This window comes from Nocardia amamiensis (genome assembly GCF_015477605.1).
Lineage (GTDB): Bacteria > Actinomycetota > Actinomycetes > Mycobacteriales > Mycobacteriaceae > Nocardia > Nocardia amamiensis_A.
Map to the genome: position 1 here is coordinate 162,161 of NZ_JADLQX010000014.1, position 19,182 is coordinate 181,342.

Annotated in this window: 19 protein-coding genes; 7 read left to right on the forward strand and 12 right to left on the reverse strand. The window is 67.4% G+C overall.

The genetic code is table 11. The features are described 5' to 3' along the window. Positions 1-124 precede the first annotated feature (124 nt). Positions 125-700: a TetR/AcrR family transcriptional regulator gene (locus IU459_RS19940; protein ID WP_195131046.1), complete on the reverse strand. Its 576-nt coding sequence runs from the start codon at positions 698-700 to the stop codon at positions 125-127. A 78-nt stretch (positions 701-778) separates the two neighbouring features. Between IU459_RS19940 and IU459_RS19945 the strand changes: the two genes are divergently transcribed. Both IU459_RS19945 and IU459_RS19950 read left to right on the forward strand, forming a co-directional pair. Further along, positions 779-1,564, forward strand: coding sequence for an SDR family NAD(P)-dependent oxidoreductase (locus IU459_RS19945; protein ID WP_195131047.1), 786 nt, complete (start codon positions 779-781; stop codon positions 1,562-1,564). A gap of 56 nt (positions 1,565-1,620) precedes the next feature. Further along, positions 1,621-2,088, forward strand: coding sequence for an SRPBCC family protein (locus IU459_RS19950; RefSeq protein ID WP_195131048.1), 468 nt, complete (start codon positions 1,621-1,623; stop codon positions 2,086-2,088). A gap of 77 nt (positions 2,089-2,165) precedes the next feature. Here the strand turns inward: IU459_RS19950 and IU459_RS19955 are convergent, their stop codons facing one another. From IU459_RS19955 to IU459_RS19970, 4 genes are read right to left on the reverse strand one after another with little or no spacing between them, the layout of a single operon-like run. Beyond that, positions 2,166-3,251 (reverse strand): NAD(P)H-dependent flavin oxidoreductase, encoded by a 1,086-nt coding sequence (locus tag IU459_RS19955; protein ID WP_195131049.1) that lies wholly within the window; start codon positions 3,249-3,251, stop codon positions 2,166-2,168. Next, positions 3,248-4,006, reverse strand: coding sequence for a CoA-transferase subunit beta (locus IU459_RS19960; RefSeq protein WP_195131050.1), 759 nt, complete (start codon positions 4,004-4,006; stop codon positions 3,248-3,250). Before IU459_RS19960 ends, IU459_RS19955 begins: the two co-directional genes overlap by 4 nt. Positions 4,007-4,043: 37 nt before the next feature. After that, positions 4,044-4,919: a CoA transferase subunit A gene (locus IU459_RS19965; RefSeq protein WP_195131051.1), complete on the reverse strand. Its 876-nt coding sequence runs from the start codon at positions 4,917-4,919 to the stop codon at positions 4,044-4,046. 53 nt (positions 4,920-4,972) lie between these two features. Continuing rightward, on the reverse strand, positions 4,973-5,737 hold the full coding sequence (locus IU459_RS19970; RefSeq protein ID WP_195131106.1) for an enoyl-CoA hydratase family protein: 765 nt from the start codon (positions 5,735-5,737) through the stop codon (positions 4,973-4,975). 62 nt (positions 5,738-5,799) lie between these two features. Between IU459_RS19970 and IU459_RS19975 the strand changes: the two genes are divergently transcribed. Together IU459_RS19975 and IU459_RS19980 are read left to right on the forward strand one after the other, a co-directional pair. Next, positions 5,800-6,582, forward strand: coding sequence for an SDR family oxidoreductase (locus IU459_RS19975; RefSeq protein WP_195131052.1), 783 nt, complete (start codon positions 5,800-5,802; stop codon positions 6,580-6,582). 40 nt (positions 6,583-6,622) lie between these two features. Then, positions 6,623-7,534 (forward strand): SDR family oxidoreductase, encoded by a 912-nt coding sequence (locus IU459_RS19980; protein ID WP_195131053.1) that lies wholly within the window; start codon positions 6,623-6,625, stop codon positions 7,532-7,534. Between the two features lie 650 nt (positions 7,535-8,184). On the opposite strand, the gene IU459_RS19985 is transcribed toward IU459_RS19980, so the two are convergent. After that, the gene (locus IU459_RS19985) at positions 8,185-8,601 is read right to left on the reverse strand and encodes a helix-turn-helix domain-containing protein (RefSeq protein WP_011207048.1); all 417 of its coding nucleotides are present in this window, start codon (positions 8,599-8,601) and stop codon (positions 8,185-8,187) included. A gap of 359 nt (positions 8,602-8,960) precedes the next feature. After that, on the reverse strand, positions 8,961-10,124 hold the full coding sequence (locus IU459_RS19990; RefSeq protein ID WP_195131054.1) for a steroid 3-ketoacyl-CoA thiolase: 1,164 nt from the start codon (positions 10,122-10,124) through the stop codon (positions 8,961-8,963). 144 nt (positions 10,125-10,268) lie between these two features. On the opposite strand from IU459_RS19990, the gene IU459_RS19995 reads away from it, so the two are divergent. Next, entirely contained in the window at positions 10,269-11,528 is a 1,260-nt protein-coding gene (locus IU459_RS19995; RefSeq protein ID WP_195131055.1) for a cytochrome P450, read from the forward strand. Between the two features lie 61 nt (positions 11,529-11,589). On the opposite strand, the gene IU459_RS20000 is transcribed toward IU459_RS19995, so the two are convergent. Genes IU459_RS20000 through IU459_RS20020 form a run of 5 tightly spaced genes read right to left on the reverse strand, consistent with a single transcriptional unit; the run spans position 11,590 to position 16,086 of the window. Beyond that, positions 11,590-12,003 carry a nuclear transport factor 2 family protein gene (locus IU459_RS20000; RefSeq protein WP_195131056.1) on the reverse strand — a complete coding sequence of 138 codons (414 nt, stop codon included), beginning with the start codon at positions 12,001-12,003 and terminating at the stop codon, positions 11,590-11,592. After that, entirely contained in the window at positions 12,000-12,902 is a 903-nt protein-coding gene (locus IU459_RS20005; RefSeq protein ID WP_195131107.1) for a TIGR03619 family F420-dependent LLM class oxidoreductase, read from the reverse strand. The genes IU459_RS20000 and IU459_RS20005 overlap by 4 nt, the downstream gene beginning before the upstream one ends. 5 nt (positions 12,903-12,907) lie before the next feature. After that, positions 12,908-14,074 (reverse strand): thiolase domain-containing protein, encoded by a 1,167-nt coding sequence (locus tag IU459_RS20010; RefSeq protein ID WP_195131057.1) that lies wholly within the window; start codon positions 14,072-14,074, stop codon positions 12,908-12,910. Beyond that, positions 14,071-15,111, reverse strand: coding sequence for a thiolase domain-containing protein (locus IU459_RS20015; protein WP_195131058.1), 1,041 nt, complete (start codon positions 15,109-15,111; stop codon positions 14,071-14,073). The genes IU459_RS20010 and IU459_RS20015 overlap by 4 nt, the downstream gene beginning before the upstream one ends. Before the next feature lie 12 nt (positions 15,112-15,123). Next, positions 15,124-16,086, reverse strand: coding sequence for an OB-fold nucleic acid binding domain-containing protein (locus tag IU459_RS20020; protein WP_195131059.1), 963 nt, complete (start codon positions 16,084-16,086; stop codon positions 15,124-15,126). A gap of 168 nt (positions 16,087-16,254) precedes the next feature. Between IU459_RS20020 and IU459_RS20025 the strand changes: the two genes are divergently transcribed. Together IU459_RS20025 and IU459_RS20030 are read left to right on the forward strand one after the other, a co-directional pair. Then, a complete protein-coding gene (locus IU459_RS20025; protein ID WP_195131060.1) occupies positions 16,255-17,292 on the forward strand; it encodes an LLM class F420-dependent oxidoreductase in 1,038 nt (345 codons plus the stop codon). A 70-nt stretch (positions 17,293-17,362) separates the two neighbouring features. Further along, positions 17,363-18,913, forward strand: a complete 1,551-nt coding sequence (locus IU459_RS20030; protein ID WP_195131061.1) for an acyl-CoA synthetase — start codon at positions 17,363-17,365, stop codon at positions 18,911-18,913. Positions 18,914-19,182 lie beyond the last annotated feature (269 nt).

The following is a 19,182-nucleotide window of genomic DNA, read 5'->3' on the forward strand; positions in this document are numbered from 1 at the left end:
TGGCCGAAGCACCGGTCCGGCCGATGGCGGTGTGTATGTCCGGTGGCGTTGCCGACCCGGGCCTTGCCGGGACGCGGAACGATATCGCGCGATGTGGCCGGATCAGCGCACGGATGCCGCGCGCTCACGGTAGGTCGGCGAGGGCTGCGACGACTGCCCATGCGTCGGCACGCGATTCCGATGTCCAAGGGGCCGTAGGTTTGTGGATGCGCAGCGAGACCACGCCGTGCAGGGCACACCACACACGCAGTGCGAGGTCCGGCGCTTTCTCGGCGGCGGGTAACAGATCGGCGAGACGGCCCAGCAGATCCAGCCCTGGCCCAGTGCCGGATTCGACCGAGGGATCCGGGCGTTCGAACAGCAATTGGTAGGCGCCGGGATGATTCTCGGCCCACGTGAGATAGGCATCGATCAACGCACGCAGCCGGTCGGAGCGGGTGCCGGTGGAAGGGTCCGCGGCATCCAGCGCGTGCCGCAGCCGGCCGAACAGTTCCTCGGTCACGGCATAGTTCAGCGCATCCTGAGACGGGAAGTGCATGTAGACCGCACTGGGCGCGACACCGCAGGCCCGGGCGATGGCCCGCAGTGACGGCGTCGGCAACGCCTGCGGTTCCAGCAGCAGTTCGATCGCGGCGGCAACCAACTCCGCGCGCAGCCGCTCACCCTCCCCGCGCGCTCGTCGCTGGCGTGTATCGGTCATCGAGCCTCCCTTGACAAGGATCACTGAACAGCTGTTAAGTATAGCTAGATGAACACCTGTTCACCTTCAGGAGGCGACATGAAGAACTGGGAAGGCGCGACCGCGGTCGTGACCGGTGCGAGTAGTGGGATCGGCGCGGCGTTCGCCACGGCCTTGGCCGAAAGACGTTGCAACCTGATCCTGGTGGCCAGGCGCGAGGATCGGTTGCGAAAGCTGGCGACAGACCTCGAACACACCTTCGGGATCCGGGCGCGAGTCGTCACCGCCGATCTTTCGATCCCCGCGGACGTCGAGCGACTCGCCGACGTGCTGAGCGCGGACGACAAGCCGATCGACCTGCTGGTCAACAATGCCGGTTTCGCAACCCACGGCCCGCTCGTCGACCACGACCCCGCGCGAACGCGCGAGGAGATCGCGGTCAACATCACCGCCGTCGCGGAATTGACCCGGGCGGTTCTGCCGGACATGATCCGGCGCGGCGACGGAGCGGTGATCAACATCGCCTCCACCGCGGCGTTTCAACCGATTCCGTTCATGGCCGTCTACGGCGCGACGAAGGCGTTCGTGCTTTCGTTCACCGAGGCGCTGTGGGGCGAACTCGAAGGCAGTGGCGTCACCGCGCTCGCCGTGTGCCCGGGTGCCACCGATACCGAATTCTTCGAGGTGGCGGGCGAAGCCGCCAGCGTCGGACGACGGCAGACATCACAGCAGGTGGTGGCGACGGCGCTCCGCGAACTGGACCGCCGCACGCCCCGGCCGAGCGTGGTATCCGGGCTGGCGAACGCGGTGTCGACGCGTCTGCCGCGATACCTGCCGCGCCGCACCACGATTCGCCTGACCCGTAGATTGGTCGCCGCGAAATGACGATGTGCGCATTGCGACCCAGCAGCCTCGGCGACATCGCTACGATGCGCTGCCACTTGCGCAACGAACGTATCGTGGCGGCATCGGCCCAGCGCACCTTCGACATTCTCGCCACCGGCGAAGGGCAACCGGAGTGGGCCGCCGGATACCGGGCCACCACCTGGTACGGAACTGCACCGCATGACGAGGGAACGATCCGCGACATCCACTTGCGCTGGATCACCGTGCGCGAACGATTCCTGGCCTGGGAGCCCGCTGCTCGTTTCACCTTCTCCGCCGATGCCATGTCAATCCCTTTGGCGCGCCGAATGATCGAGGACATCACCTTGGATCCCGTCGGACCCGACCGCTGCCGCCTGGTCTGGCAGGTCCACCTCGATCCGGCATCGGTTCTGCGCCCGATCGAATCCCTGGTGATGCGACGCATTTTCGAGCCGATGTTCGACTCCTTCGCCGCTGGACTCGCCCGATTCGCCGGCGCGCACCCTGATCAACTATCGGACCTGCCGCCTGCGGGACCATGACGACAGCTGCGTCGGCCGTGGCCGCCCCGGAGAAGACGGCCTTCGGTCTGTGCTCCGAAGGCCGTCAACCTTTCGGACTAGATCCTCGTCGAGTTCGCCCCATCGGGAAGCGCGGCGAGCACACCGATCCGCGCCACTGCGTCGGTGACGATTCGGTCGATCAGCTCCTTGCAGGTGGGTAGGTCATCGATGATCCCGGTGACCTGGCCCGCGGCGAGCACACCCGCCTGAGTGTTGCCCTCGACCAGTCCGGCGCGCAGCAGCATGGGCGTATTCGCGGCCATGATGACCTGGGACCAGTTGAGATCCTTGGTCTTCCGCATGGTCAGTCCGTCGCGAACCATGGTGGACCATTTCATGCCCGTCATGCTCTTGAACCGGGCCGCGTTCGCGACAGCCGCGGTGAGCCCGCGCCACCGACCCGAATGCTCCAGGCGCTGTACCAGTTCGGTGTTCAGCACGCGGTGCGGCATCCCGTCGACCTTCAGCGACACCACCGTGTCCTGCAGCTGCCTGCGCAGATATTCCTGCTTGACGGCGTCCGGGACCGTGCTCTCCTGAGTGAGCAGGAACCGGGTGCCCATCGCGATGCCCGCCGCGCCATAGGCCAGCGCGGCGGCCAACCCGCGTCCGTCGAAGAACCCGCCCGCCGCGATCACGGGAATGTCCACCGCGTCCAGCACCGATGGCAGCAGCAAAGTGGTGGCCACCGGGCCGGTGTGCCCGCCGCCCTCGCCGCCTTGCACAATGACCGCGTCCGCGCCCCAGGCCGCCACTTTGACCGCGTGCTTGGCCGCACCGATCGACGGGATGACCACCACCCCGGCGTCTTTCAGCTTCGCGATCAAATCCTGTTTGGGCGCGAGCGCGAACGAGGCGACCGCCACCTTCTCCCGGATCAGCAGATCGATCCGCTCAGGTGCGTCGGCGGCGTCGGCCCGAATGTTGACGCCGAACGGTTTCCCGGTGTGCGCCTTGGTCTTCGCGATGGCCGCCGCCAGCTCCGCGAAGGTCATGGTGGCGGAGGCGAGGATGCCGAGCCCGCCCGCCTCCGCGGTGGCCGAGACCAGCCGCGGACCCGCCACCCACCCCATACCGGTCTGCACGATCGGGTGCTCGACCCCGACCAGATCGGTCAACGCGGTGCGCAGATGTGCGGTCATGCCGGGACCTCGGTTTCGCGAAGCTTCTTGGGATCCAGTACTTCTCGGATCAACCGAAGTTCTTCGGCAGTCGGCGTGCGCGTCTCGTCCGCCTCGGCGAGTCCCGCGATGTCGAAGGAAGTGTTCTCGGCGACCTCGTCGGCGGTTACGCCAGGGTGCAGGCTGCGGGCGCGCATGGTGTTGCCGGGACCTTCGAAATCGAACACACCGAGGTTGGTCACCACACGGTGCAGGTGATGGAAGCGGTAGGCGGGGTTGGCCGGGTCCACCTTGTCGTAGCCCACGCCCGACACGATGTCGACCCGCTCGGTGAACACGCGCTTGGAGTGCCGCGCGACCCAATAACTGGTGGCGTGATTGATGGTGTTGCCCGGCGCGCCGCGCACCCCGAACATCTGCCGGGTCGGCTGCTGCAGCGGACCGAACGCCGACAGGTTCTGGTTGCCGAAGCGGTCGATCTGATTGGCGCCCATCACCACATGCCTGCGACCCGAGGCCACCACGTCGAAGACCCTCCGGAACGGAATCCACCCCTCGATCGCGGCTTTCCCGCCCAGCGGGGGAGTCTCGGCGAACAGAAGCGCTTCGCCGTCCGACAGCAACAGATCGGGTTCGGTGGTGAGCTTGGCCAACCGGGCGCCGAGGATGGACATCGGCGACATCGGGCTGGCCATGATTTCTCCCGCGCCGCGGAAGATCTCCGCGCAGGCGACCGCGCACACCTCGGCGCGGGTCACGATCTCGGTGCTGGTCATCGCGCCTCCTGTGGCTTGCGGGACACGGTCGTCTGCATCACGCCTCCTCGGCGAATCGGCGGACCGCGGTCTGGTACTGCTCCTCGGACCCGGACAGGTAGGTGTCGACGAACCGCTGCCACGCTTGCGGCGTCTTGGCGGACTCGACGTAGTGCTTCTGGAACTTCTCGTCCCGGCCGTAGCTGTCCGCGGCGAGAGTGAAATGCGCGCCGCCAGGGGCCTCCACCACGCCGTCGACCATCATTCGATTGAGCAGCAGTGCTTGTGGCGGAACGGTTTTCACCAGCTCGTCGGTCTCCACCACCCGTTCCACCGAGACGTAGCGTCGCTGCGCCGCCAGGCAGAAGAGATCGTCGAAGTACGGGTCGACGCCGGTGTAGGCGGCGTTGCCGTGCGCGTCGCCGAGATTCAGGTGCACCAGCGCCGCATCCAGGCGCAGCGCCGGCATGGCGATCAGAGTCTCCGGCGTGCCGTCCACCGGGTACGGCGATTCGACGGTCTTCAGTTCGCCCTCCCAGAAGTTCGGGACGTCCGATCCGAGACCGGCACGGATCGGCAGGAACGGCAGTCGCGCCGCGGCCGCCTCCAGACCGCACTTGAGCATGCCCTCGTCCATCTCGCGGGCGACCAGCGAACCGGAGGTTCGCGCCTTGGTGAACCAGGGGTCGTAGAACGGGGGCGAATCCAGCGAGACGAACCCGTAGTACGCCTTGCGCACCTTCCCTGCCGAGCACAGCAGCCCGAGGTCCGGCCCGCCGTAGCCGACCACGGTCAGATCCGTGAGGTCCGATCGCAGGATGGCCCGCACCAGCGCCATCGGCTTGCGCCGGGAGCCCCAGCCGCCGATGCCGATGGTCATCCCGCTGCGCAGTTCGCCGACGACCTGGTCGAGCGACATCCGCTTGTCTCGCATTGCTTTTCGCTCCATCTCCGATGGTCGGCTCGCCGCGGGCCGACCCGCTGTGTTCACTGCCCGGCCTTGCGCGCCGCGAGATCGTCGTCGAACCGGGCGCGGATCTCGTCGGCGACGCCGGCGAGGTTGAGTTCGAAGGTGAATCCCTGCTCGTACCGGTAGCTGCGGTGCACGTCCTGCACGTCGATGCCGTTCAAGGCCCGCTTCGCCGCACGGATCACCCGGCCGTCCTTGGCCGCGATGTTCTTGGCCAATTCCAAAGCCGCCGCGTCCAGTTCGGCGCGCGGTACCACCTGGTACACCGAGCCGTAATGGTGCAACTGCTGCGCGGTGACGGTGCTTGCCGTGTAGAACAGCGCGCGCATCAGGTGCTGGGGCACCAGGCGCGCCAAGTGGGTCGCCGCGCCGAGCGCGCCGCGGTCTACTTCGGGCAGCCCGAACGTGGCGTCATCGGAGGCGATCACGATGTCCGCGTTGCCCACCAGCCCGATGCCGCCGCCCAGGCAGAAGCCCTGCACCACCGCGACGACCGGCACCTGGCACTCGTAGACCGCGGCGAAGGCTTCGAAGCAGCCGTGGTTGGCGTCGATCAGCGCCTGATGGCCGGGCTTGCTCTGGATCTCCTTGATGTCCACGCCCGCGTTGAAACCGCGGTTCTCCGCGCGCAGCACCACCACCCTGGTATCCGGATCGCGGCCCGCCGCGCGCACCTCGTCGGCGATGGTGAACCAGCCCTCGGTGGGGATGGCGTTGACCGGCGGGTAGTCGACCGTGACCACGGTGATGCCGGTGGATTCGGAGTGGCGGCTGATCCCCATCGCAAGTCCCATCGTCGGTGCACGCATTGGCAAAGCAAGCAGTTGCTTGGTAGGTTAGCACGGTGGCACTCGAAATCGATCTCGCCGGACGCGTCGTTCTGGTGACGGGCGGTGTTCGCGGCGTCGGCGCGGGCGTGAGCAAGGCGTTCCTGGCCGCGGGTGCGACCGTCGTCGCGTGTGCGCGGCGGCCCGCCGACGGTCCCGTCGAGGTCGACGGACGCGCCATCGACTACCTGCCGTGCGATGTCCGGGACGCGGACGCGGTTCGTGCGCTGATCGAGACGATCACCGAGCGCCACGGCCGACTGGACCACCTGGTCAACAACGCGGGTGGCGCGCCCTTCGCGCTGGCCGCCGAGGCGAGCAAGAACTTTCACACCAAGATCGTCGAACTGAACCTGCTCGCTCCGCTGCTGGTGGCGCAGGCCGCCAACGCTGTGATGCAGCGGCAGGACGAGGGCGGCTCGATCGTGAACGTCTCCAGCGTCAGCGGGCACCGTCCGTCGCCGGGTACCGCCGCCTACGGCGCGGCCAAGGCGGGCATGGACAGCCTCACGGCCTCGCTCGCCGTCGAATGGGCGCCGAAAGTACGGGTCAACTCGCTGGTGGTCGGACCGGTCGACACCGAATTGAGCCACCTGCACTATGGCGACCAAGACGGCGTCGACGCGGTGGGCCGGACCATCCCGATGGGTCGCCTGGCTCGCCCCGAGGACATCGGCCGTTGCGCCGTCTTCCTCGCCTCGCCGCTGGCCGGCTACGTCAGCGGCGCGACCCTGCTGGTACACGGCGGTGGCGAGCGCCCCGCCTTCCTCTCCGCCTCCACCGCGGATCAGCAGTCCTGAACAACTGGACCGAACCCGACCACCCACGAAGAGGACACACATGGACACCGACCAGATCTGCGCCGGACGCGTCGTCATCGTCACCGGAGCGGGCCGGGGCATCGGCCGCGCGCACGCCCTCGCCTTCGCCGCGGCGGGCGCGCGCGTCGTGGTCAACGACCTCGGTTCGGCCCTGGACGGCGCGGCTACCGCGGAGACCCCGGCGCAGCAGGTGGTCGCTGAAATCGAGGCGCTCGGCGGGGAAGCCGTGGCCAACGGCGACGATGTCGCGGACTGGGCAGGCGCCCGCAGGCTGGTCCGCCAAGCCGTCGACACGTTCGGCAAGCTCGACGTGCTGGTCAACAACGCCGGGTTCGTGCGCGACCGGATGCTGGTCAATCTCAGCGAGGAGGAGTGGGACGCGGTGATCCGCGTGCATCTCAAAGGCCACTTCGCCACCATGCGGCACGCGATCGAGTACTGGCGGGCGGAGGCGAAGGCGGGCCGTCCGGTCGACGGCCGCATCATCAACACCAGCTCCGGCGCGGGTCTGCAAGGCAGCGTGGGGCAGGGCAACTATGGCGCGGCCAAGGCCGGTATCGCGGGCCTGACCCTGACCGCCGCCGCCGAGTTCGCCCGCTACGGCGTCACGGTGAACGCGATCGCCCCGGCCGCACGCACCCGGATGACCGAGACGGTATTCGCGGAGACGATGGCCAAGCCGGACAACGGCTTCGACGCCATGGCCCCGGAGAACGTGTCGCCGCTGGTCGTGTGGTTGGGCAGCACGAACTCGGCGGCCGTGACCGGGCGGATGTTCGAGGTCGAGGGCGGCAAGGTGGCGCTGGCCGACGGGTGGCGGCACGGCGCCGCCGTCGACCGCGGCGCCCGCTGGACTCCGGCCGAACTCGGACCCGTCGTGGCCGATCTGATCGCCAAGGCGACCCCGCCGGAGCCGGTCTACGGGGCTTGATCGGCTCGGCCCCTTCCGGGGCACAGTTGCGGCTGGGGTCTACTATGTGCACCCATCCGTTGGGAAGTCCCGGGTGAGAGTGGCGACCGGGCAGAGAACCGCGCTTCAACTGATGAGGGAAGGTTCGGCGCATGGCCGTAGGTCGCACTGGTTCCGTCGCAAAAGGTTCCGCCGCCGTGCTTCGGCAGCGGTCGGCTCGGGGCCGACCAAGAGGCGAGGTGGACGCGCAATCCGGCGTGGGAAGTCGTGGTCGACGCCCGATGGATAGCTCCGCCGGACGGCATTAGTCCACGCGGATGGGTCCGGGGCACCGCCAGGGTCTATCCGGAGGTGGCTTCTGCGCCGACTCGAAATTGAGCGCAGTCGCGCGCAGGCGATCGGTGAGATGCAATAGTGCGCGACCGGTCGGCTATTCGAACGAACCGGCACGGATGGGAATCCGGTTCGGCACGAACGACGAACGTCGTGCGGCATCGAAAACCGTTATCCGCATCGCTGATCCGGACAACATCGCATACCGGACCGCGGTCGTGCCCTTATTTCTTCGGGCACGACCCCAGCGCCCGTTGTGTGCTGCAAGCACGCTTGCACGTGCATAACGCAACACAGTGCGACCCGGCGGGCCGCACTGTGTTGCCGTGCAGTAGAACCTATTCGGTGCCGTCCGGAGGAATTTCGGGCAAGCCTTCGCTGGCCCGCAACTTCTCCGCCATGGACGTGAGCAGGTTCTGTGATTCTTCGGACAAGTCGAACGCTCTACTCGACAGCCGTCGCAGTCCGTAGCCCTGCAGCTGGGACAGCAACTCCAGATCGTGATCGATCTTGGCGGCATAGATGTCGTTGAAGAAGTAGTCCGGCTTGACCTTGAAGAACTTCGCCAGGGCGGCCACCGTCTCATCGGACGGGTTCGTCCGTTGTCCCGACCGCAACTGTGACAGGTACGGTTTCGAGATCGGATGTCCGGAGGCAGTCAGCGCTGCCGCAACCTCTGCGTTGGTGTGCGGCTTACGCCCCGGGGGATGCACGGTTTCGAACAGCTTGTTCAGCCGCGCCGCGAAATCAGCCATTGTGAGCCGCCCAATTCCCTTCGCTGTACTAACAGTCGTTATCTCGGATACGTATCATTGATATTAGCGGCTCAGTAACTGAAAACCTACGCCTGATTCCGGATTTCCTTGAAGCTTCTAGGCCGGAACGCGGCGAAGGCACTGGGACGGTGGCGTTTGCGGGTCACCCCAACGGCTATCGAGAACCCGGGGTACGACCCGGTTCTGGCCCGTCGTTGCGGTCCCGCCGCGGGCGGTCTTGATAGCCGCAAGATAGCTGACATCTCATCGACCATGGGGTTTGGGGGTTTGTGTGGCGTACGACACGTTTCGTCCCCTAGGGGATGAACGTTCAACCAATCACCCGGAAATAGTTGAAACTACAAACGTTCGATGATCGTTCCTGTCGCTAGTGCGCCACCGGCGCACATGAGAACCATGGCCGTGCTGCGGTCGGTGCGCTCCAACTCGTGCAAAGCCGTTGTGAGAAGACGTGATCCGGTCGAGCCGACGGGATGTCCGAGCGCGATGGCGCCGCCGTTGACATTTACCCGGTCCATGTCCGGTTGGTGAACCGACGCCCAGGAAAGCGCGACCGACGCGAACGCCTCGTTGATCTCGAAAAGGTCGATGTCGCCGATATTCATGCCGGACCGTTCCAGTAACCGGGTGCAGGCCTGCACCGGGCCGTCGAGATGGAATTCGGGCTCGGCCCCGACCACCGCCTGGGTGACGATCCGCGCCCGCGGCCGCAAACCGGCGCGGCGCGCGGCCTTTTCGTCCATCAGCAGTACTGCGGCCGCGCCGTCGGAGATCTGCGAGGACGATCCGGCGGTGTGCACGCCACCCTCCAGTACGGGCTTCAATTTCGCCAAGCCCTCCACGCTGGTCTCGCGCAGGCCCTGATCGCGTCGCACGTCGAGCTTTTCGCCTGTCGGGTTGCCTTCCTTGTCGACCGCGGGAGCGGTGACGGTGAGCACCTCGCGGTCGAACCGTCCTTCGGCCCATGCCTGCGCCGCCAGGCGCTGTGAGCGTGCGCCGAACTGGTCCACGTCGGCGCGAGTGATGCCGCGCCGCTTGGCGATTCGCTCCGCGGCCTCGAACTGATTGGGCAGGTCGATGTTCCACGACGCGGGCCTGCGCGGGCCGGCGTGCTCGCCGACATTGGCGCCCAACGGAACCCGGCTCATCGCCTCCACGCCGCAGGCCATGCCGACCTCGATCGCGCCGGCGGCGATCAACCCGGCGATCAGGTGGTTGGCCTGCTGGGCCGACCCGCACTGCGTGTCGATGGTGGTGGCGCCGACCTGCCACGGCAGGCCCGCGTGCAGCCAGGCGACCCTGGTGACGTTGTTGGACTGCTCGCCCGCCTGCGTGACGCATCCGCCGATGACCTGCTCGACCTGGCCGGGGTCCAGGTGTGCTCGCTCGAGCAGTCCGCGTTGGGCCAGGCCGAGCAGTTCGGCCGCGTGCAGGCCCGACAGCCAGCCGCCGCGCTTTCCGATCGGGGTCCGTGCGGCCTCGACGATCACGGGTGTGCCCATGTCCAACCTTTCCTTATGGGACAGAAAACTGAAACGCGTTCATAGCACTTGCCAGGGGCGGATCTGTCCGGTTTCTTTCCTCGTTCTCGCGCCTGTGCTTCAATGATTATAGAACGTGTTTCAGTTTGTCGAAGGAGACATCTGGTGGTAGACACTCGGAATACCCGGCCGCATCTCCCGGACGGGTTCGACGTCACGGACCCGGACATCTACGCCGAGCGTGTTCCGGTCGCGGAGTTCGCCGAACTGCGGCGGACCGCGCCGATCTGGTGGAATCCGCAGTCGCCCGACGTCAGCGGGTTCCACGACGACGGTTTCTGGGTGGTCAGCAAGCACGCCGATGTCAAGGAGGTCTCGCGGCGCAGCGATGTGTTCTCCAGTTACGAGAACACCGCCATCCCGCGGTTCAACGACGACATCGCCCGCGAGCAGATCGAGCTGCAACGCATCGTCCTGCTGAACATGGACGCGCCCGAGCACACCAAACTGCGCAAGATCATCTCGCGCGGGTTCACGCCGCGCGCCATCAACGGTCTGCGCGCCGAGCTGTCGGCCCGCGCCGAGGCGATCGTGAAGGCGGCAGCCGAAGCCGGTTCCGGGGACTTCGTCACCCAGGTCGCCTGCGAACTGCCGCTGCAGGCCATCGCCGAGCTGATCGGCGTCCCGCAGGAAGACCGGATGAAGGTGTTCACCTGGTCCAACGACATGACCGGCTACGACGACCCGGAGAGCACCGCCGACCCGGTCGCGGCCTCCGCCGAGATCCTCGGTTACGCCTACCAGATGGCGGCCTCGCGCAAGCAGTGCCCGGCCGACGACATCGTGACCACGCTGATCGAGGCCGACATCGATGGTGACAAGCTCACGGAGGAGGAGTTCGGCTTCTTCGTGATCATGCTCGCCGTTGCAGGCAACGAGACCACCCGCAACGCCATCTCGCACGGCATGATGGCGTTCCTGGAGAACCCGGACCAGTGGGAGCTGTTCAAGAAGGAGCGGCCCGCCACGGCCGCTGACGAGATCATCCGCTGGGCCACCCCGGTCACCTCGTTCCAGCGGACCGCGCTGGAGGACACCGAACTGGGCGGCGTGCGGATCAAGAAGGGGCAGCGCGTGGTGATGCTGTACCGCTCGGCCAACTTCGACGAGGACGTCTTCGATCAGCCGGAGAAGTTCGACATCATGCGCAAGGACAACCCGCATCTGGCCTTCGGCGGCACCGGCGCGCACTTCTGCATCGGGGCCAACCTGGCCCGGCTGGAGATCGATCTGATCTTCAACGCCATCGCCGATCACCTGCCCGATATCACCAAGGTCGCCGACGTGAAGCGGCTGCGCTCGGGCTGGCTGAATGGGATCAAGGAGTTTCCGGTCGACTACAAGACGTGCCCGGTCGCGCACTGAGATCCGAAAGGGGCCCGCCCACCGTATGGTGCGCGGGCCCCTCTCTCGTTCGCCAGGGCGTTCAGTCGACCGGTCGCGCGGTCGCCATGGCACGGTCGACCTCCCAGAACGCGCGCAGGGCGGCGATCTTGCCGTCGTGGTCCACCCGGTAGGTGAACACGCCGTCGGCGTCGATCCGATGACCGCCGATCGTGCTGCGGATGGTGCCGGTGAAGGCGACTTCCTTGCCGCAGGCGAACGAGTCGCCGAACCGGAACTCGATCAGGTCGGTCTTGGCGATCGCCTTGTCCCAGAACGCGGCGATGGCCTCCTTACCTCGGTGTCCCTTGCCTTCCGGGTCGAACCCGGACGGGCCGATCGGGTCTTCCACGATGCCGTCCTCGGCGAACAGCGCCACCCATGCCTGCTTGTCCCGCGCTCGAACCGCGGCCTGCGAGGCGAGGCCCGCCGCCCTGGCCGGGTGCTCTTCGGTCATGGCATGTCCTTTCCTCGCTGCGCGGCCACGATCGGCTCGGCGACGTTCTGCTGCGCGAACTTGCGCAGCGAGTCCTGTTTGGCGGCGAGCTCGCCATCGAAACCGATGCCGTCGGCCAGCCACGGCACCACGATCGCGTCGGTGACGCCCGCGTCGGCGAGATCCTGATACCCGGACCGGCCGAAGCGGTCGACGCACACCGCCTGGATCTCGAACGGTTCGCCAGCCCTGCCGAATTCGGCGCGCAGCGCATCGAGTCTTGCGATCGTGCGCCGCAGCTCGTCATAGGTCATCATGGCCGAGGTCCAGCCGTCGCCCACCCGTGCGGCGCGCCGCAGCGCCGCGTCGGTGTGCCCGCCGATGTAGAACGGCACCGGCTCGCTCGGCGCCGGGCTCATCTGCAATGGATCGAAGTCGAAGAACTCGCCGTGATACTCGACCATTCCTCCGCCCAGGACCAGCTTGATGACCTCGATCATCTCGTCCACCCGGGCGCCGCGCCGCGCGAACGGCACTCCGCACCACTCGAATTCCTCCGGCGCCCAGCCGATCCCGACGCCGAAGCCGAAGCGGTTGCCGGACAGGTTGGCCACCGAGCCGACCTGCCGGGCCAGCAGCAGCGGGTTGCGCGAACCCAGCTTCAGCACGTTCGTGTAGAAGCGGATGCGGCTGGTGACGGCCGCCATGGCCGTCGCGCCGATGAGCGGGTCGACCCACGGGGTGTCGGGTCCCCAGAACCGGCTGCCGTCAGGCGTGTACGGGTATTTCGCCGCCGCCGACTTCATGTAGAACAGCGAGTCCGGCAGCGCGATCGACGAAAAGCCACATTCCTCGGCGGTTTTCGCGAGTTCCGGCAGCTGGTCCAGTGGACTCAGCGCGATCCCGAGGGTGAACTTCAGGGACGTCACCGCTGCTCCGATCCGACCACCCACATCGAGAAGTACTGCGACCCGCCGCCGTAGGCATGACCGAGCGCCTTGCGCGCACCCTCGACCTGATAGTCCCCGGCGCGTCCCATGACCTGCTTGGCCGCCTCGGCGAACCGGATGAGGCCAGAGGCGCCGATCGGGTTGGAGGACAGCACGCCGCCGGACGGGTTGACCGGCAGGGTGCCGCCGATCTCGGTCTCGCCTTTGTCGGTGAGCTTCCAGCCGTCGCCAGGGGGCACGAAGCCGAGGTTTTCCAGCCACATCGGCTCGAACCAGGAGAACGGCACGTAGATCTCGGCCACGTCGATCTCCTCCAGCGGGTTGGTGATGCCCGCGGCCTCCCAGAGCGCCGCGGCCGCGTCCCGTCCGGCCTGGGGATCGACCTGGTCTCGTCCGGCGTAGGTGGTCGGCTCGGTGCGCATCGCGGTGGCGTGCACCCAGGCGACCTTCCTGCCGGTGGCCTCGACAGCGGCGGCAGCGTCGGCGTCGCCGAGCACGATCGCGCACGCGCCGTCGGAGGAGGGGCAGGTCTCGTCGAACCGGATCGGGTCCCACAGCATCTGCGAGGCGAGCACCGACTCCAGCGTGATGTCGGGCTGCTTCAGATGGGCGAGCGGGTTCTTGGCGCCGTTGCGTCGATCCTTCACCGCGACCATCGCACCGATGTGACCCGGCGCGTTGGATCGCCGGATGTAGGAGCGCACGTGCGGTGCGAAGTACCCGCCCGCGCCCGCGCCGACGGGCATGGTGAACGGCACCGGAATCGACAACGCCCACATGGCGTTCGACTCCGACTGCTTCTCCCATGCCACCGCGAGCACGCGCTTGTGCACGCCCGCCTGCACCAGGTTGGCCGCGACGCAGCCGGTAGAGCCGCCGACCGACCCTGCGGTGTGCACGCGCAGCAGCGGCTTCCCGGTTGCGCCCAAGGCGTCCGCCAAATACAGCTCGGGCATCATGACGCCCTCGAACAGGTCGGGCGCCTTGCCGACCACGACCGCGTCGATATCGGCGATGGTCAGCCCGGCGTCGGCGAGGGCGCGATCGATTGCCTCGCGGCACATGCCCGCCATCGACACATCGGTACGTTTCGTCACGTGATGGGTTTGTCCGGTGCCGAGCACCGCGGCGGGTTGGCTCATCGGGTCGTCTCCGATTCCAAAACGGTCACAAGGTTCTGCTGAAGGGCGGGGCCACTGGTGGCGTGGGCGAGGGCGCGATTCGCCGAGCCCGCCATGATCGCCTCGGCCGCGAAGCCGATGCGCTCCAGGCCCGCCGCGAACATGGGGTTGGCCGCGAGCGCGCCGCCGGAGGGGTTGATCGCGGTGCCGTCGCGCAGGCCGATAGCCTCGGTGAGGATCAACTGCTGATGGCTGAACGGCGCGTGCAGTTCCGCGATGTCGAAACCGCTGGTGTCGCCGCGGGTGGCGGCCTGGGCCGCGGCCGACGTCGAGGGGGAGACGGTGAGGTCGCGTGCGCCGAGGACCGGGGTGTCCACCCGGTGCGCCATGCCGGTGATCCAGGCGGGACGCTCGCACAGTTCGCGGGCGCGATCACCGACCGCCAGCACGACCGCCGCCGCGCCGTCGGTGATCGGCGCGACATCGTGCGCGCGCAGCGGATCGGCGACATACGGGTTGTCCAGCAGGCTGTCGACGTCACCGGATTCGCCCGCGGCCACGGCCGCCATGTCGCGCTCGGTCCAGCGACCGGCATCGAGCCCCGCGCGCGCCTGCAATCCGGCGATGGACAGCGCGTCCGGCCACAGCGGCGCGACCAGGTACGGGTCCAGCTGCATGGTGAGGACTTGGCGCAGCGTCCCTGCGGAGGACTTGCCGAAGCCGTACACCAGCGCGGTCTTCGCCTGCCCCGAGCGCAGTTTCACCCACGCCTCGTACAGCGCCCAGGCGGCGTCCATCTCCACGTGCGATTCGTTGATCGGCGGCACCGCGCCGATCGCGTCGATCGCCGAGATGAACGAAAATGCGCGTCCGGCAAGGTAATCGGAGGACCCCGAGCACCAGAAGCCGATATCGGACTTGGTGATGCCGAGCCGGTCGTAGAGCTGCTGGAAGCAGGGCACCAGCATCTCGACGCCATTGGTGGTGCCGAAGGTCTCCGGCACGTGCGGTGCGTGGGCGAAACCCACGACCGCGATGTCGGTGGCGTTGTCAGTCAACGTGCGCCTCTCTCAGAGGTGGTGCTTGTAGGTCTCGTAGTCGGCGTCCGGCTCGCCGGTGGGACGGAAGTGGTCCACGTTCTCCAGGCCGTAGCCCCACTCCTCGCGCGGCTTCCACACCGCCTCCACCCGCATGCCCATGCGCACTTCGCCGGCGTCGCAGCCGAGCACCAGATGCAGCACCGGGATGTCCGCGCCGTCCAGCAGCACATACGCCGCGACGTACGGCGGCTTGATCCGCTGCCCGAGGAACGGCACGTTGACGATGCAGAAGGTGGTCACCGTCCCGCGGTCGGGCAGCTCGATGAAGTCGTTGGTCGGCCTGCCGTCGGTCGGGTTCGCGCCGCGCGGCGGGAAGTACACCTTGCCCATGGCGTCGGTGCGCGCGCCGATCAGCTTGCCCTCGGCGAGTCCGCGCAAGTAGACGGTCTCCTGCGGGGAGGCGGTGTGCTTGTAGGACAGGTCGACCGGGGTGGTGATCATGGTGACCGGCTCGGCCGCGGGGCCGGATTCGGCAGGCGTCCCGGATTTCTCGCCGGGCTCGAAGCACACTATGTCGCGAATGCTGCCCTCGGTCTGTGCCGCCCAGCGAGCGGTCACCCGCAAGCCGGTGTGGATGTCCTCCGGCGCGGCGACGTCGACCGCGTGCAGCAAGGCCGTGTCGGCGCCGTCGAGGCGGATCAACGCCCAGGCGAACGGACGGTCGAAGGGCTGACCGGGCAGCGGGTCGCGCACCCAGGTCCACGATTCGACAGTGCCGTTTTCGGCGACGTCGACGAAATCGGTCAGCGGTTCGGCGGTAATCGGGTCGTATTCCGGCGGCGGCACGATCACCCGGCCGTCTGAGCCGCGCGCGCCGACGATCTTGCGGTCGCGCAGGTTGGTCAAAAACGTCCCGATGGTGATTCCGACGGAGCGGGTGTAATCGAATCGCACCCGCAGGGGCGCGCTGAGTACCTCGGGCACGGTGTCCAATCCCGTGCCACTCCCACCCGCGATTGCCGTGGATGCAGTATTCCCCTGAGTCACGATATCGAGTAGAACAGGTTCTAACTCTGGTGGCAAGCGGCGGTGTGGGTAATCGGCAGGAAGGTCCGCTGACGCCGCCGATGCCAAACGCAGTCGATCGGAAAGGGGTCCGGCGTGAAGTTCGGATTGCAACTCGGGTACTGGATGGCTCAGCCGCCCGCGAACGCGGGGGAACTGGTGGCGGCGGCCGAGGAAGCCGGGTTCGACGCCGTGTTCGCCGCCGAGTCCTGGGGGTCGGACGCCTTCGGTCCGCTCGCCTGGTGGGGTTCCGCCACGCGGCGGGTGCGCCTCGGGACCTCGGTGGTGCAGATGTCCGCGCGCACTCCCGCGGCGACCGCCATGCACGCCCTCACCCTCGATCACCTCAGCGGCGGCCGTGCGATTCTCGGCCTCGGCGTCTCCGGCCCGCAGGTGGTGGAGGGCTGGTACGGGCAGCCGTTCGCCAAGCCGCTGCAGCGCACCAGGGAGTACGTCGACATCGTGCGCAAGGTGCTGGCCCGCGAGGCGCCGGTCACCAACGACGGCCCGCACTATCCACTGCCCTACACCGGGCCGGGTTCGCTCGGACTCGGCAAGCCGCTCAAGCCGATCGTGCATCCGCTACGTGCGGATTTGCCGATCTGGCTGGGCGCGGAGGGGCCGAAGAATGTCGCACTCACCGCCGAGATCGCCGATGGCTGGCTGGCCATCTACTACGCGCCCCGCCTGGCCGGGATGTACCACGACTGGCTCGACGAGGGCTTCGCTCGGGCGGGTGCGCGGCGCAGCGGGGACGACTTCGAGATCGCCGCGAGCTGCCAGGTGGTGATCACCGACGACCCGGCGAGCGAGCTGGCGCGGATGCGCTGGATCATGGCGCTCTACATCGGCGGCATGGGCGCGCCGGAGCTGAACTTCCACGCCCAGGTGTACCGGCGGATGGGCTACGACCGCGAGGTCGACGAGATCGGGCAGCTGTTCCAGGCGGGCAAGAAGGCCGAGGCCGCGGCGGCCGTGCCGGACGAGTTGATCCTGGACACCGCGATCATCGGCGACGAGGAGCACGTCCGGGAACAGCTGAAGGTATGGGAAGCCGCCGGCGTCACCATGATGCTGGTGTCGGTTCCCGATATCGCGCAATTGCGTCGGTTGGCACCCCTTGTCGAACAGTAGAACACGTTCTAAATTCAATGGGGTGACTGCCTCACCCGCCCCGTCGGCTCCGCCTCCGCACCATTCCCCCGTGCAGGAGTCAGTGCAAATTCTCGGTCTGTGGAACATCGCCGAAGCCGAACCCGATCGGATCGCGATGGTCGATTCGTCGGGCCGGGAGGTGACGTATCGCGAATTGGCAACGCTCGCCAATCGTTACGCCACCGGCCTGCGGGGGCTCGGCCTCGAGACCGGCGACGTGCTGGTGAGCATGGTGCACAACTGTGTGGAGGCGATCGCCGCCTACTTCGCGGCCTATCAGTCCGGGTTGTACATCGTCGCGGTGAACTGGCATCTCACCGGCCCGGAAGTGGCCTACATCCTGGGCGACAGCGAGGCGAAGGCGTTCATCGCCAGCGACCGTTTCGCCGCCGCCGCGAAGGCCGCGGCCGACGAGGCGGGATTGCCCGCGACGGCACGGTTCGCGGTGGGCGAGATCGAGGGTTTCAAGTCGGTGGCCTGGCTCGGCGCCGCGGACACCGGGCGTCCGTCCGATCGCAGCACCGGTGCGCCGATGCTCTACACGTCGGGAACCACGGGACGGCCCAAGGGAGTTCGGCGCCCGCTCACCGGCGCCGACCCGGATGTCGTTCCGCCGCACACCACCGCGTTCTTCGGCCTCTTCGGCCTCGCGCCCTACGACGATCACGTGCACATCTGCGGCTCGCCGCTGTATCACACGGCGGTGCTGAACTTCGCCACCATCTCGATTCAGCTGGGCCACAAGCTCGTTCTGATGGATCGCTGGGACGCGGAGGAGATGCTGCGGCTGATCGACAAGTACCGCGTGACGCACAGCCACATGGTGCCCACTCAGTTCCACCGCCTGCTCGCGCTGCCGGAGGAAGTGCGCGCCAAGTACGACGTCTCCTCGCTGCGCAGCATGGTGCACGGTGCCGCGCCCTGCCCGCAGGAGACCAAGCGGCAGATGCTCGAGTGGTGGGGGCCCACCGTCACCGAGTACTACGCGGCCACCGAGGGCGGCGGGACCGTGATCAACGGCACCGACTGGTTGCGCAAGCCGGGCTCGGTGGGCAAGGCGTGGCCGTGGTCGGTGATCAAGGTGCTCAGCGAAGAGGACGGCTCCGAGGTCCCGGTCGGCGAACCCGGCCTGGTCTACATGCGCATGGGCGCTTCGAGTTTCGAGTACCACCACGACAAGGCCAAGACCGAGGACTCGCGCGTCGGCGACCTGTTCACCGTCGGCGACATCGGGCACCTCGACGAGGACGGCTACCTCTACCTGCACGACCGGCGCTCGGACCTGATCCTGTCCGGCGGGGTGAACATCTACCCCGCCGAGATCGAGAACGTCCTGATCACCCACCCGAAGGTCGCCGACGTAGCGGTTTTCGGCATCCCGCATCCGGATTGGGGTCAGGAAGTAAAGGCGGTCGTGCAGCCCGCCGACGGGGCCGAAGGCGACGACGAACTCACCGCCGAACTGCTCGCCTTCGCCGCAACGCAATTGGCGAAGTACAAGATGCCCAAGTCGATCGACTACCTGCCCGAACTGCCGCGCGACCCGAACGGCAAGCTCTACAAACGCAAACTCCGCGACCGATACATCCCGGCGCGGTAACGCGGCGCCTGTGAGCTCGGGAGTAGTCAAATGGTTGCTCTCTCTGGCCCCGAAGCCACCATTCGACTCCCCTCGATGCTCGAGTTCTCCAACGCAACCACAGCCGGTCGACTGGGCTGGGACTGCGGGTGCGTGATCGACGGCGGGAGGTAAGCCGGGTGCGGCACTCAGCGTGCCCAGCACTGCTCCGGTACACCCATGGAACCGTGCGCCTAACTATGGAGCATCCCCAGAGAAATCTCTGCCGGAGGCTTCGAGTAATGCCTTGG

Excerpts from the sequence above, each read along its gene's own strand:
- IU459_RS19940 (WP_195131046.1), bottom strand. The coding sequence starts at position 700 with ATGACCGATACACGCCAGCGACGAGCGCGCGGGGAGGGTGAGCGGCTG.
- IU459_RS19945 (WP_195131047.1), top strand. The coding sequence starts at position 779 with ATGAAGAACTGGGAAGGCGCGACCGCGGTCGTGACCGGTGCGAGTAGT.
- IU459_RS19955 (WP_195131049.1), bottom strand. The coding sequence starts at position 3,251 with ATGACCGCACATCTGCGCACCGCGTTGACCGATCTGGTCGGGGTCGAG.
- IU459_RS19960 (WP_195131050.1), bottom strand. The coding sequence starts at position 4,006 with ATGACCAGCACCGAGATCGTGACCCGCGCCGAGGTGTGCGCGGTCGCC.
- IU459_RS19965 (WP_195131051.1), bottom strand. The coding sequence starts at position 4,919 with ATGCGAGACAAGCGGATGTCGCTCGACCAGGTCGTCGGCGAACTGCGC.
- IU459_RS19970 (WP_195131106.1), bottom strand. The coding sequence starts at position 5,737 with ATGGGGATCAGCCGCCACTCCGAATCCACCGGCATCACCGTGGTCACG.
- IU459_RS19980 (WP_195131053.1), top strand. The coding sequence starts at position 6,623 with ATGGACACCGACCAGATCTGCGCCGGACGCGTCGTCATCGTCACCGGA.
- IU459_RS19985 (WP_011207048.1), bottom strand. The coding sequence starts at position 8,601 with ATGGCTGATTTCGCGGCGCGGCTGAACAAGCTGTTCGAAACCGTGCAT.
- IU459_RS19990 (WP_195131054.1), bottom strand. The coding sequence starts at position 10,124 with ATGGGCACACCCGTGATCGTCGAGGCCGCACGGACCCCGATCGGAAAG.
- IU459_RS20000 (WP_195131056.1), bottom strand. The coding sequence starts at position 12,003 with ATGACCGAAGAGCACCCGGCCAGGGCGGCGGGCCTCGCCTCGCAGGCC.
- IU459_RS20010 (WP_195131057.1), bottom strand. The coding sequence starts at position 14,074 with ATGAGCCAACCCGCCGCGGTGCTCGGCACCGGACAAACCCATCACGTG.